12 protein-coding genes and 1 pseudogene are annotated in these 14,227 nt (G+C 41.8%); 3 read left to right on the top strand and 10 right to left on the bottom strand.

All coding sequences use genetic code 11. The annotated features are described in order from the left end of the window. Nucleotides 1-95: 95 nt before the first annotated feature. The gene (locus P4S58_RS09205; RefSeq protein WP_337163718.1) at nt 96-1,187 is read left to right on the top strand and encodes an OmpP1/FadL family transporter; all 1,092 of its coding nucleotides are present in this window, start codon (nt 96-98) and stop codon (nt 1,185-1,187) included. A gap of 44 nt (nt 1,188-1,231) precedes the next feature. Here P4S58_RS09205 and P4S58_RS09210 read toward each other — a convergent pair. From P4S58_RS09210 to P4S58_RS09255, 10 genes and pseudogenes are all read right to left on the bottom strand, one after another. After that, nucleotides 1,232-2,175: pseudogene (locus P4S58_RS09210) on the bottom strand (glutathione S-transferase family protein). Nucleotides 2,176-2,257: 82 nt separating this feature from the next. After that, nucleotides 2,258-3,061 (bottom strand): O-antigen ligase family protein, encoded by an 804-nt coding sequence (locus P4S58_RS09215; protein ID WP_337163719.1) that lies wholly within the window; start codon nt 3,059-3,061, stop codon nt 2,258-2,260. A gap of 751 nt (nt 3,062-3,812) precedes the next feature. Next, a complete protein-coding gene (oppF, locus tag P4S58_RS09220; RefSeq protein WP_042481828.1) occupies nt 3,813-4,805 on the bottom strand; it encodes a murein tripeptide/oligopeptide ABC transporter ATP binding protein OppF in 993 nt (330 codons plus the stop codon). After that, entirely contained in the window at nt 4,802-5,773 is a 972-nt protein-coding gene (locus P4S58_RS09225) for an ABC transporter ATP-binding protein (RefSeq protein WP_042481824.1), read from the bottom strand. Before P4S58_RS09225 ends, oppF begins: the two co-directional genes overlap by 4 nt. A 17-nt stretch (nt 5,774-5,790) precedes the next feature. Next, entirely contained in the window at nt 5,791-6,693 is a 903-nt protein-coding gene (gene oppC / locus P4S58_RS09230) for an oligopeptide ABC transporter permease OppC (protein WP_042481822.1), read from the bottom strand. Nucleotides 6,694-6,705: 12 nt separating this feature from the next. After that, nucleotides 6,706-7,626, bottom strand: a complete 921-nt coding sequence (oppB, locus tag P4S58_RS09235) for an oligopeptide ABC transporter permease OppB (protein ID WP_042481819.1) — start codon at nt 7,624-7,626, stop codon at nt 6,706-6,708. 115 nt (nt 7,627-7,741) lie between these two features. Beyond that, entirely contained in the window at nt 7,742-9,373 is a 1,632-nt protein-coding gene (locus P4S58_RS09240; protein WP_042481816.1) for an ABC transporter substrate-binding protein, read from the bottom strand. Nucleotides 9,374-9,902: 529 nt separating this feature from the next. Further along, nucleotides 9,903-11,141 (bottom strand): NAD(P)/FAD-dependent oxidoreductase, encoded by a 1,239-nt coding sequence (locus tag P4S58_RS09245; RefSeq protein ID WP_337163721.1) that lies wholly within the window; start codon nt 11,139-11,141, stop codon nt 9,903-9,905. Between the two features lie 25 nt (nt 11,142-11,166). Next, a complete protein-coding gene (locus P4S58_RS09250) occupies nt 11,167-12,234 on the bottom strand; it encodes a methyltransferase (RefSeq protein WP_337163723.1) in 1,068 nt (355 codons plus the stop codon). A 28-nt stretch (nt 12,235-12,262) separates the two neighbouring features. After that, nucleotides 12,263-12,652, bottom strand: coding sequence for a hypothetical protein (locus P4S58_RS09255; protein WP_102986959.1), 390 nt, complete (start codon nt 12,650-12,652; stop codon nt 12,263-12,265). 78 nt (nt 12,653-12,730) lie between these two features. Between P4S58_RS09255 and P4S58_RS09260 the strand changes: the two genes are divergently transcribed. Together P4S58_RS09260 and P4S58_RS09265 are read left to right on the top strand one after the other, a co-directional pair. Next, entirely contained in the window at nt 12,731-13,456 is a 726-nt protein-coding gene (locus P4S58_RS09260; RefSeq protein ID WP_102963536.1) for a beta-ketoacyl synthase chain length factor, read from the top strand. Beyond that, nucleotides 13,453-14,223, top strand: coding sequence for a lysophospholipid acyltransferase family protein (locus P4S58_RS09265; RefSeq protein ID WP_042481807.1), 771 nt, complete (start codon nt 13,453-13,455; stop codon nt 14,221-14,223). The genes P4S58_RS09260 and P4S58_RS09265 overlap by 4 nt, the downstream gene beginning before the upstream one ends. The last annotated feature ends 4 nt before the right edge of the window (nt 14,224-14,227 follow it).

The raw sequence follows: 14,227 nt of genomic DNA on the forward strand, positions 1-14,227 counted from the left end.
CCAACAAGCGTTTGTCGAAAATTCCTACATATCAACCAAACCCCGCTCAATAGAATACTACAGCTACTAACTTTCAATTTTATAAGTCTAATAACATGAATCTACTAAAAAAATCCCTCGCCGCTAGCGCAGTTCTAGCGAGTACTTCTGCATACTCTGCAGGTGTATATTTGCACGAAATCGGCAACAATGACCTTGGTTTAGCAGCTGCGGGCAAGGCTGCACGCGCTCAAGATGCATCTGTTCTGGCTGCAAACCCTGCGGGCTTATCTAATGTCGAAGGGCAATCGTTTACTGGCGGTATGATGACGCTTTATGGCGATACCGAATACCAAATGCAAAGTTCTAGTGCAGGAAACATTGTTGGTTTTGTTCCCCTCGGTTCTGCATTCTACAGCCAGAAAATGAATGACAAGTTAACACTTGGCATCGGTGTTTACGGTAATTATGGAATGGGTCTAGAGTACGAAAACTTCCCTATCAAAACTGCAGTAACACAAGCTCTCACCATTCAGCCAACCGCTTCTTACCAGATCAACGACCAATGGTCAGTTGGGGCTGGCTTAGGTATCCAATATGGTATGTTTGATGTAGAAGCTGGCGGCGCTCAGATTGACGATACTGACATTGCCTATAACGCCAAACTTGGTGTCCTTTTCTCACCAAATGAAAACACCCGATTCGGTATCGGTTACTCTTCTGAAACAGAACTCAAATTTGATGTCAATGTATTAGGTCAAACCGTTGATCCAGCTGTAATGCCACAAACACTGACTTTCAGTGCATTCCATCAGTTAAACGATAAGCTCGCTGTAATGGGTAACTTAGGTTGGGAAGACTGGAGTGAATACGAAACTTTCACTAAAACTCCAACTCAGGATACCTACCATATTGCTGTAGGTTCACGCTACCAATTAAACAAGAAACTAATATGGAATGCAGGTTTGGCGTTTGATAGCAGCCTATACGAAAATCAATCTTCGGGTGACTTTACTATCCCAACAGGTGATGCATGGCGTATTGGTACGGGTATGGAATACGATCTAGGTGAAGGCCGTGCAATGGGCCTAGCCTTTGAAGTCGTATTACTTGAAGACTCCAAGACACAGGCAGGCCAGTTAAGTGGTGGTTTTGAAGATCCTACCTTATATTTCCTAACGGCTACCTACAGCTGGTCAGGTCAATAACACTTAGATAATAAAAAACGCATCGTAAAAGATGCGTTTTTTATTTATACCAAATCTCTGTTATGTGGAGATTCTAGATCCAACTCAGGCCCAACAGGCACTACTTGCGTTGGATTGATGCTGGTATGACTGAAGTAGTAGTGTCGTTTGATATGGTAAAAGTCCGTGGTCTCTTTTACTCCCGGAACTTGGTATAGCTCTTTCAAATAACCATTCAAATTTGGATAATCTGCAATTCTTTTTTGTTGCACTTAAAATGGCCAACATATACCGAATCGAACCGAATAAGCGTAGTAAATAGACGCCAGTCTGCCTCTGTGATACTAGAACCCGCCAGATATCGATTATGAGCCAGATGTGCATCCACTTTGTCTAATGCTTCAAATAAAGACTCATACGCTTCTTCATAGGCTTCCTGCGTCGTTGCAAAGCCACAACGATAAACACCATTGTTAATGTTTGGATAGATATAATCATTCCACTCGTCGATAACATTGCGAAGTGCAACAGGATAGTAATCGACATGATTATCAGTTAACTCATTAAACGCACGGTTAAACATACGAATTATTTCAGACGATTCGTTACTTACGATGGTTTGAAGTTTCTTATCCCACAACACAGGTACAGTAACGCGGCCAGAATAATCAGGTTTCGCTTGAGTATAGATTTGGTGAAGCTTGGTGTGTCCGAACAGAGGTTCTGGAATGCCGAATTTCCAACCATCGTGGAGCATATCTGGACAGACAATCGTGACATCGATAATGTCTTGTAATTGCTTAAGTTCACGGAAAATTAATGTACGGTGCGCCCATGGACAAGCCAAAGATACATATAAATGATAACGACCAGCTTCAGGAGAAAATTTGGCGTCAGAACGGCTGTCTATCCAATCGCGAAATCCTGCATCTTCTCGAATGAACTTTCCGTCACTGCTCTTTGTGTCATACCAAACATCATGCCAGACACCTTCAACTAATTTTCCCATTACTCACCCCATCACTAATGCTTAATTCTGGAGTTATTATAGTTGAACGAGATGAATACTCACCCGAAGGGTTTTGGCTTAGTCATTCGAATTTTTTGAACAGATTGTTGTTCATATCAACTTGTGAGTTCCTCAAGCAATTATCACCCACCCACATGGTTACACCTACATTTTGGCGTTGAAGAACTTCGCTTTGCTCCAAATCTTCGTAAAATGGTAACCTTTGCAAAGCCAGATATATGCAAGAAAAAATAAAACAACTGGAAATAAGAATAGTTAATAGATGATACCGTAGGCTAATTTGTGAATCTGGTGCTCTTAAATGTTTTCTGGTCGACCAAAACGCTGCTAATGACATCACAGCCATTAATTGGCTTAACGGCATAATAAAAACTCCAGAGACTAAGCTATATGCAACTCCAATGAGAACATTAACTCCTAGTACCTGACCTAATCGTGCTTTAGTAGAAAAAACATGCTTCAACAAGATCAAAAATAAGCTAATGTAGGCTAAAGCAGGAATCACTCCCCACTCGTAGATAACCGTTAATACTGAATTATGGGGATGACCAAATTTATACCCTCCGCAAACGAAACTACCTCCACCATTTCCCCAAAAAGAACTATTCGAAATGCTGTTAGTCCAGAGTTCAATTCGCCCAGAAGAGCTAGTTCTAATTTCAGGAATAACATCTCCTTGCCCCGAATATAAAAAAGGTATTAATTTAAAGAACACTAGAGAGATTATAATACCGGCAAACATATTTATTAGTATTGTTTTTATCCACAGCGAACGATCACTCTTATTCAAGATAGTAATTAAAACCATCCCTCCTGTTACTGCTATAAACAAACCTCTAGCATCTAAAGTAACAATAAGGGACAATGTCAAACTCAAAGCTATATTATAAAATATTGAAGACTTCTTTCTAATTTTCTCTCTAACTGATAAATAAAGAATTGGTAGAACAAACCAGATTTGAACTTGATTAAGAAACCTAGGATTAGCAAAACTTAGAATCGTATGATAATTAACATATAAGCCATGCGATACTCGAAGATAAAACGCGACAGCGACACTAGCGAAAAGGCAATAAGTGATTAGACATGCCATTACGAAGTATATGGATTTGCTTTTTGGAATTCATTGAGAAAAAGGAAAACCAATCCAACTATACCTATAAAATATAAATCATATAGATAAGAATAAAACACATATGATGAATTAAACAAATCAGATATAAATAGGGTGATTATAAAAATTAACGAACATATCTTGATAGGGTACGGTAAAGAATTAGCACTATTATATATATACTCGCGAATACTAGAAGAAAGTATCACAACGATAAAAAATATAGCGACAGTAAATAAACTAAAGAAGCGCTTAATATCGTAGGTATATATAACCTGATCTCTAGGTATAAATATGTTAAAACACAACCAAATTAAAGAAACATAGAAAAACACTAAAATAATACGCTGAAAAAGGGAACCTATTAACATGTTCTTCATATATCCTTCATTCTTCTCCCCTAAAACTTAACTAAAAGTATTGTCTATATTATTGATATTGCAATAAATAAAAAAAGCGCGACTCAAAAAGAAGCCGCGCTTATGCCCGTCACAGGCTGAATTTACATCTCAACATGTAAGCACGAAACTGCATGGGTATCAGACCCTTGAATTTGTGGCTTAGTTTGAGCACAGATCTCTGTCGCTTGAGGGCAACGAGTTCTGAATACGCATCCCGATGGCGGGTTAATTGGTGAAGGCAGGTCGCCTTCAAGCATTTGAATCGTTTTTGCACGTTCCAGCTTTGGATCTGGAATCGGCACAGCAGACATCAATGCTTTGGTGTATGGGTGTTTAGGATTAGCAAACAGCGCTTCAGATTCACCGAGTTCTACTGCATTACCTAAATACATTACCAATACACGGTCAGAAATATGTTTCACTACTGACAAGTCGTGCGCGATGAACACTAGGCTTAACCCTAGCTCACGTTGCAGTTCTTGCAGCAGGTTTACCACCTGAGCCTGAATTGAAACGTCGAGCGCTGATACTGGTTCATCACAGATAATCATCTTTGGATTAAGAATCAAAGCACGAGCAATACCAATACGTTGACACTGACCACCAGAGAACTCGTGTGGATAGCGGTTGATCACGTTTGGTAACAGACCCACTTTTGCCATCATCTCTTTAACACGGTCCTTCACTTCTTGCTTAGAAAGCTCTGGATAGAAAGTCTGTAGCGGCTCAGCGATGATGTCCCCTACTGTCATACGCGGGTTCAAAGACGCCAGAGGATCTTGGAAAATCATCTGAATATCTTTACGAGTTTCGCGACGTTTCACTTCCTGCATGCGAGTCAAATCTTGACCTAACCAGACCACTTCACCGTCAGTTGCCTGTACAAGGCCGATAATTGCGCGAGCAAAAGTAGACTTGCCACAACCCGATTCACCCACAACGCCTAGAGTTTCACCTTCGTAAAGGCGAACGTTCACACCATCTACAGCTTTAAGCTTCGCTGGTTTTGACCAAGGCCATGCTGATTTAGAAGCGATGTCAAAGTGTACTTTTAGCTCTTTAACATCTAACAGTAATTTCTTATCTACACTCATTTCGTCCAAGTCTCCCAGTCAGAAAAACATGCTCGTTGACGATCATTGCCAAATGGAGTCAGGATCGGCGCTTCACGTTTACAGCGGTCCATTACACGATGACAGCGGTCTTGATATGGACAACCCGGTGGCAGACGAAGTAAGTTTGGCGGATTACCCGGAATGGTTGGTAATACATCACCTTCAGTATCCAAACGAGGGATTGCTTTCAACAAGCCTTCCGCATATGGGTGGCTCGGTTGATAGAAAATCTCATCAACCGTACCGTATTCCATTGTGCGGCCAGCGTACATTACAAGCACTTTGTCACAAGAACCTGCAACCACACCCAAATCGTGAGTGATCATGATGATTGCCGTGTTGAATTCAGATTTCAGTTCATTCAGAAGATCCATAATCTGAGCCTGAACCGTTACGTCTAGTGCGGTTGTCGGTTCATCAGCAATCAACAGTTTAGGGCGACATAGCAGAGCCATCGCAATCATTACACGCTGACGCATACCGCCCGAGAACTCATGCGGATACATTGTGATACGTTTGCGAGCTTCCGGAATTTTAACTGCTTCCAGCATGCGAACAGACTCTTCAAACGCTTCTGCTTTGCTCATGCCTTTGTGCAGCATTAACACTTCCATCAACTGGTCGCTAACCTTCATATAAGGGTTAAGCGACGTCATCGGGTCTTGGAAGATCATTGCAATTTGTTCTGCGCGAACTTTATTTAACTCTTTTTCAGGTAGGTTTAGAATTTCCTTACCTTCAAATTTTGCGCTACCAGAAATGATACCGTTCTTAGCCAACAGGCCCATGATAGAGAATACAGTTTGAGATTTACCCGAACCAGATTCACCAACGATACCCAGTGTCTCACCTTGATTTAGTGAGAAGTTCAAATCGTTTACTGCGGTAACAATACCATCTTGGGTAGTGAACTCTACACGCAGGTCTTTGACATCTAATAAAGCCATTACTACTTCCTCAATTCTTATCTGTCTTTTGGATCCAGCGCGTCACGGAGACCGTCACCCACATAGTTAAAGCAGAACAGTGTGACCACCATGAATGCCGCAGGGAAGCCAAGCTGCCAAATTGCGATTTCCATTGTGTTTGCACCTTCTTGCAATAGTGCTCCCCAGCTTGTCATAGGCTCTTGAACACCTAATCCAAGGAAAGATAAGAATGACTCAGTCAGAATCATGCTAGGAATGAGCAGCGTCGAATAAACAGCAACGATACCTAATACGTTTGGAACGATATGACGAGTAATGATCTTCCAGTTACTCACACCACATACGTGTGCCGCTTCAATAAACTCTTTGCTGCGTAAGCTCAGCGTTTGACCACGAACAATACGCGCCATATCAAGCCATGCAATAGCACCGATAGCCACGAAGATCAGAACGATATTACGTCCAAAGAAGGTCACCAATACGATAACCAAGAACATGAATGGCACTGCGTACAGAATTTCGAGGATACGCATCATGATACGGTCAACACGGCCACCGATGAAGCCAGACGCCGCACCGTAAAGTGTACCGATGAGTACTGCAACCAGTGCGCCCATCACACCGACCATCAGAGAGATACGTCCACCGACTAAAGTACGAACGTAAATATCACGGCCTAAACTGTCTGTACCGAACCAATGCTCTGCATTTGGAGCAACGTGCATTGCGTACCAGTCAGTATCGTCATAAGTAAAGGGCGCAATCATTGGTAAAAAAACAACCGCCAACGTCATAAGCGTGAGAATAAATAGACTCACCATCGCGGCTTTATTGCGCATAAAGCGAATACGAGCGTCCTGCCACAGGCTGCGACCCTCGATTTCAAGATTTTCGGAAAACTTTTCAATCGCTTCCAGATTTTCTTTTTTCGTCAACATAGTAATACTTCCTTAGTAACGAATTTTCGGGTCAATCGCTGCCAACAAGATATCTACAATTGCGTTGAACAGGATAAATAAGAAACCAATAAGAATGGTTACACCCATTACCAGAGAGTAGTCACGGTTAAATGCCGCGTTTACGAACAACTTACCAATACCCGGAAGGCCAAAGATGGTTTCGATAACAACCGAACCAGTAATGATACCTACGAATGCAGGCCCCATATAAGAAACTACTGGTAATAACGCAGGTTTCAACGCGTGCTTAACGACGATGTATGGATAGCTCAACCCTTTTGCTCGCGCAGTTCGAATGAAGTTACTGTTTAGAGTTTCAATCATTGAACCACGAGTAATACGTGCAAATGTTGCTACGTATAACAGAGACATACCAAGAACTGGCAGAGCCATATATTTGAACGACCCGTCTAACCAGCCCCCAGCAGGGAACCAACCTAAGTTAATAGAGAAAATGTAAATCAATACCGGCGCGAGAACGAATGAAGGCATTACGACACCAATCATAGCAGTAGCCATAATTGAATAGTCCAACCAAGTGTTTTGCCTCAAAGCGGCAAGTGTCCCGACAGTTACACCCATAATTACTGTGAAGATAAAAGCGGCAAAACCGACTTTCGCTGACACAGGAAGGGCTGCAAAAATTAGCTCATTTACAGAGTAATCAAGGTATTTAAATGAAGGGCCGAAATCACCTTGTAACACGTTGGTCAGATAGGTGGTGTACTGCTCTAATACAGGCTTATCAAGTCCATATTTCGCTTCGATATTTGCCATTACTTCTGGCGGTAGAGCACGCTCGCTTGAGAAAGGGTTTCCTGGTGCGAAACGCATGAGAAAAAACGAAACTGTAATCAAAACCAACATGGTTGGAATTGCTTCCAGAACTCGTCTAATAATGAATTTAAACATAAACTCACTCTTCCAGTCTGTGACTATTTAAAACAAAAAAATACTGCATGTACCATCCGCGAACCTCAAGCACATGCAGAATATTACTTAATTATAGTTTTATAGCTTTGCTAATTTATTCAGCTTTGATGTACAGATCTTTTGAGTAGATCTTTTCTTCTGCGTTGTTCGCAGGGAAACCGCCTACTTTTGGAGATAGTAAACGAGTCTTAACATACTGATAAATTGGAGCGATAGGCATATCTTTCGCCATTAGAGCTTCCGCATCTGCGTAAAGTTTTTGACGTTCTTCTTCGGAAGTAGATGTTAGTGCTTTATCGATGATTGCATCGTACTCTTTGTTGCCCCAGTGTTGACCACCAGTGGTGTTATTACTTGTCATCAAAGTTAGGAATGAAGACGCTTCGTTGTAGTCACCACACCAACCGGCACGAGCAACTTCGAAGTCACCTTGGTCTTTAGAAGATAGGTAAGTTTTCCACTCTTGGTTTTCTAGAGTGACATCTAGACCCAAAGTTTTCTTCCACATAGAACCAATCGCTACAGCAACCTTCTTGTGGTTTTCTGAAGTGTTGTACAGAAGAGTAAACTTAAGTGGGTTGTCTTTACCGTAACCAGCTTCAGCAAGTAGACGAGCGGCTTCTTCGTTACGCTGTTTCTGAGTCATTTTGCCGTAAGCAGGCATTACTGGGTTGAAACCAGAAGTGATCTCAGGCGTTAGGAAGTATGCAGGTTTCTGACCTTGACCCATGATTGCATCGCTCACGATGTTACGGTCAATAGCGTAAGAAATTGCTTTACGTACACGTACGTCATCAAATGGTTTTTTCTTGGTGTTGAAAGAGTAGTAGTAAGAACATAGGTTACCCACTACAGAAACCAATTCTGGATGATCTTTCTTCAGACGACGGAAATGTTCAACTGGAACGTCGTAGCTGATATCGATCTCGCCCGCCAGGAAGCGGTTCATTTCAGCAACTTGGTTTTCAATCGGAAGGAAAGTTACTTTGTTGATAACTGTGTGCTCGTTATCCCAGTACTGTTCGTTACGCTTAAGCACTAAACGCTCATTCACAACCCAGTTTTCAACTACATAAGCACCGTTACCAACGAAGTTTTCAGGTTTGGTCCATTGATCACCAAACTTTTCTACTGTCGCTTTATTGACTGGCTTCATTGTTGTGTGACCAGTCATCATAACGAAATATGGAACTGCTGAGTCTAACTCAACAACAAGAGTGTTCGCGTCTTTAGCGTATACGCCTAGCTCACTCTTGTCTTTCTTCCCTGCGATAATGTCAGCTGCATTCTTCATCTGGGTCATTTCCATGTACCAAGAGTATGGAGAAGCAGTCGCTGGATCAACGGCGCGTTGCCAGCTGTATACGAAATCTTGTGCAGTTACAGGTTCGCCGTTAGACCACTTAGCGCCTTCACGAATATGGAAAGTGAACGTTGTATTGTCTGATGTTTCCCAGCGGTCTGCGACGCCAGGAATAACCTTACCGTCAGCGTCTTGGTTTACCAAGCCTTCTAGCAGGTCACGAATAACGTGTGATTCTGGAACACCTTGAGATTTATGCGGGTCGATAGTAGCGACTTCAGTACCATTACCACGAACGATCTCTTGCACTGGAGCTAGCTTAGTGCCTGCTGGCACGTTTGCAGCAAAAGCTGTAAGAGAAGTTGTAGCCACCGCAAGGCCAGCACCTAGTAAAAGTGCTTGTGTGATTTTGTTCTTATACATCTGTATAAACTCCAAGTTTTATTTTTGCATCCATGACTTCTTTGCATGTCGGCTAGAACGGCTAACCTAAAAGATGTGGGAAGTGACAAAAGCATGTCAATTCCTTACAAAGAATGCGGCAAACATTATCAAGCATTGAAGCAATTTGCCATAAAATTAGAATAAAAAGAGATTATATTCTTATCCAGAATGAATAATTAGATGCAACCACTAACCAAAGACTAGCTTGCAGCACAACAAAGGAAAGTAATCCTTTACATCAGATTTAAATCTCGATTTATCTAACTAACGCCGTATTCCCAGCATCTTGCACTAGATAATAACAATACATTTAACATTTTGTGCACAAATTTAGGGAGATTGTGTGATTTTTATCTCATCAGACAAGAGGGAAATGTGAGCGTTATCACTCAGCTGCACTATGATAGATCTCTATGCCCAATAAAAGAGCATTAGAGACCATAGACTAAGTAATTAAATAGTTATGCAGTTTGGAGACTGCAACTACTTGCGCTCTTTTGCTGAGTATTTAGGAACTTCGGATAAGCTCGGCCAAACTGGTTAAGCGGCGTTTCGAGTCCTTCACATAAGGATTATTGGTATCCCATGCGTAACCAGCCAATATTGAGCAAATCATCTGTTTGATTCTTGAGTTTGGATTTTCATAGTAGATAACATCTTGAAGTGTACCGTCATACCAACCTTCAACATAGGTTCTAAAGGCATTCACACCAATCATCAGCGGTATTTCGTAGTCGTTTTGCCAATCAACACTTTCGCCTTTTATTTGGCGAACAACACACTCAACAGCCAATTGTGCTGATTTCATCGCTATCGTGACACCCGAAGAGAACACAGGGTCAAGAAACTCACCAGCATTTCCCAACAGAGCATAGTGTTGAGTAGCCAAATGTTTAACGTTGGCGGAATACCCTTTCAGCTCACCCGCCGCATTTGGAAACTCTGCATTCTCAAGTAGCAGTGCCAGATGTGGCTCTTCGCTAGCTAGTTGCTTTATCGCTTCGATTTTGTCTTCAGGATAACCTTCAAAAAACTCGGGTGTTGCAACCACACCAATGGAACAAACACCATTTGAGAATGGAATGAGCCAATACCAAACATCAGCATGTATAGGATGAACCGAAATAAGAATTTTATTTCTGTCATAGAGATGTTTATCTGCATCTATATGATCAATGGTGTGGGTAAAAATGGCTTTGCGTGCGGGTAGACAAGAAGGTTCTTCAAGATTTAAAAGTCTCGGCAACACTCGGCCGAATCCGCTGGCGTCTAACACGTAAGAGGTTTGAAGTTGATAACTATTTCCTAGCTCATCCTCTACCGTAAGCAGAGAATTCGACCCATAAAACTCAATGCTTTTCACTTCATGCCGGTAGCGAATTTCAACACCTTGGCTTTGAGCACTATCAGCGAGAACTTTATCGAAGCTTGCTCTTTGGACCTGAAAGGTAGTACCCGGCCCCGGCGTAAACTTATTGCAAAAGTCAAACTCGGTATAGACACCATTTTTCCTAAAAGCCGCACCGTTTTTAAACTGAAACCCGGCATCTTCCACAGCCTGCAGCATACCAGCGGCCTGAACTGTCTCCATACACGCTGGCAGTAGGCTCTCTCCTATGGAGAAACGAGGAAACTGCATTTTCTCTAGAACTAAAACATCGATACCTTGCTTGTTAAGCAAAGCTGCGGCCGTCGAACCTGACGGCCCCGCGCCAATAATAACGACTTGACGTTGCTGTATATCCATTACAATTATTCTCTGAATATTATTTTTACTTGGCTTTTAGTTCTAATAGCGTATGCCCCAGACCAATGTGGTCTGTACGCTCCACTACTTCTAAACCAGCCGCGTCAATGATCTCTAGGAAATCATCACTGCGATAAAAACGGCTGTTACCATTTGCCAGACAGGTAAAATAAAGCGAGGTGGCGTTCAAGCTATAAGAAGCCGCATCATATTTCTGGGCGTCCCAGAATAGCTCCAAAATATACACTTTTGAATCTGGTTTTAGCTGCTGTTTGACTCTTTGCAGAATACTTAGAATTTCCATTGGTGAGAAACAGTCTAAAAACTGGCTCATCCACCATACATCAGCGTGTTCTGGCAAAGCTTGGCTCTTATCCAACATATTGGCGGGATAACCCTTTATACGTTCCGAAAGACCATTTTCTTCGGCATTTTTCAGTGCCATTTCGAGCTGCTGAGGAAGGTCAACAATCGTTACTTCAACATCTTTGTCATAGTGACAGCATTGCATTGCCCATTTACCCGTGTTGCCACCAATATCAACCAGAGTTTTAGGCTTCGAAGCAAATACATGTTCAAGAAGAATAGGAAATGAGCGATCTGAGTAAAAATGGTCGAACTGGAACCAGCTCTGTTTTGCTTTTTCTGGCAAACGAGAAAGACCTTGGTAAATGGTTTCCCATTCGCCCAGCTCTTTAAGACCAGCGGGTTTACCTTCAGTAATCGACTCGGTTAAATGCATCATAGCGGCGTAACAAACATCCGCAGTGAAATCCATATTTGCTTGAGTCATTCCGTCATGAAGGATGAAATGCCCAAGATTCGCCAATATGTAATTTGGCTTTTCCCACAACACAATGTGGGCGCTAATTGCCATATCAAGAAGGACTTTGACACCGTACTCAGATACACCCGTCGCTTTGGAAAGAGATTCAGCGCTCGCGCCTTGCGAACCCGCTTTATCCAATTCCGTCAAAATACCTAAATCACGTAATGTACGTGCGGTTTGAAAAATAATCGGCGCAAAAGATAACTTTTGCGCCTCAGTTTTCGCTTCTAGAGCGTTATATGGGTCTTGTTTTTGTACAAACACGAAAAAGCCTAATTATATTATTTTGAAACTATTTTACTGACGCTCTAGCCAATTGTTTCTGAATATCAACGTTCAGATTATTAACCCAGCGATTGTAATTACGGTGAATATTACCGCCACCCGCTTTCAAATTCACAGAACCGACATAGATGATGGAATAATATTTTTCACTATAAGGAATACGAACTTCCGCGCTATGATCTCGAGACATAAGTTTGGCAGTTAATTCAGTTGGAGTACTATTTGAAATTATCCAACCTCTATTGCTTGCGGCAACAACAATGGCAGCTTTCACTTCGTCACTTTGAAGATTATAAGCAACAGGAGTATTCTCTACGTTCATGATTGGTTGAACTCGCCCGCAGCCTGCTAAAAGAACAACTAATAGAATCGAAATCGTGTATTTTATTGCTTTCATTGCATTTCCTTGCTTTGATTGGGGAATATTAATAAACGAGCATAGTATTTAATGTGCTCAACAACAAATCAATACGTTATGTCAAATCAGTTGCATTTAATCTCATTTAATATCGATGTTTGGTCAGCAAACAGTCTGGGTATCAATGACCTGCCAGATTGGCAGCAGTGGTCCCAAACTCATCAATGGCCAGAAGATGAAACCATCGAATCTGGTCTAATCCCCCCAATGATGCGACGCCGCATGAGCCCGTTAAGTAAACTAGCGGTGCAAACGGCTATCCATCTTCTGCAAGAAGAATCTATCGATTACTTGGTATTTTCAAGTCGTCATGGTGAACTACGTCGCAGTGCTGAAATAATTAAGAATATTCTTGCTGGTGAAGAAGCTTCTCCCATGAATTTTTCTCAGTCGGTACACAACACAGCGGCAGGTTTATCAACCATTGCAACAAAACAAGCTATTCCAGTGACTTCTATAGCTGCTGGTGACAACACTTTTCACAGTGCATTAATCGAAGCTTGGATCTATCTCAAGCAATATCCCAACGCCAAGGTATTGCTGGTCGATTTTGATGAACCCCTACCTGACGATTATTCTGAATACGAAGATAAGCAGTTCAAAGGATATGCATTGGGCTTGATTTTGTCCGCTGGTAATACGTGGCAAGTTGCACAATGTGAAAAAATGGATACTATCAGCACCCTACCTCAAGCGCTTAGCTTTTTGACACACTATTTATGCAAACAACCTCACTGGATAATTGAAGGTGAAAGAACTTCATGGGAATGGCAGCAAGCATGAATGCTGTAAATAAATATTGGCGAATTTTTGCTACTGGACTCTGTTTCGCAATTTTTGGTTTAGGCGGTTTAACACTCAGTTTTATCATTATTCCTTTAATTCGACTGACAACACCAAATACGATTCAGCGTGAATATCGAGTACAAAACGTCATTCGCATTACGTTTAATTTTTTCTGTCGCTTAATGAAGTTCACTGGAGCCATTGATTACCGAATCGATGGGGCCGAGATCTTAGCCAACGATAAGAACTGTCTTGTTGTCGCTAACCATCCAAGCCTGATTGATTATGTATTAGTCGCTTCACAACTCAAGCAGTGTGACTGCTTAGTAAAAGCGGCCATTTGGTCAAATCCATTTATGAAGCATATTGTCAAAGCGGCGGGTTATATTCCAAACCAAACGCCGGATGATCTGCTCGATCTGTGTGAAGAGCGATTTGAACGTGAGAACGTTCTACTCGTTTTCCCAGAAGGAACCCGTACTACACCGGGGGTCGCGTCAAAACTTCAGCGTGGAGCGGCTCAAATAGCCATTCGCACACAAAGAGACTTGCGCATAATACATATTTCCGTTTCTCCTAGCTTTCTCACAAAAGAAAAAAAATGGTATCAAGTTCCGGATACCAAGCCTTTTTTCCATGTAGAAGTTAAGGATAAAGTTGAGGTAATGCCCTTTATAGAGCAAACTAACAACCCAACTTCAGCAGCAAGAAGGCTGAACAGCTATCTTGCTGAAGCTATTTTTCCATCTATCAATAATAAATAAGTAG

It is taken from the genome of Vibrio sp. Hal054, from assembly GCF_037162405.1.
In the GTDB taxonomy this organism is placed as follows: domain Bacteria; phylum Pseudomonadota; class Gammaproteobacteria; order Enterobacterales; family Vibrionaceae; genus Vibrio; species Vibrio diazotrophicus.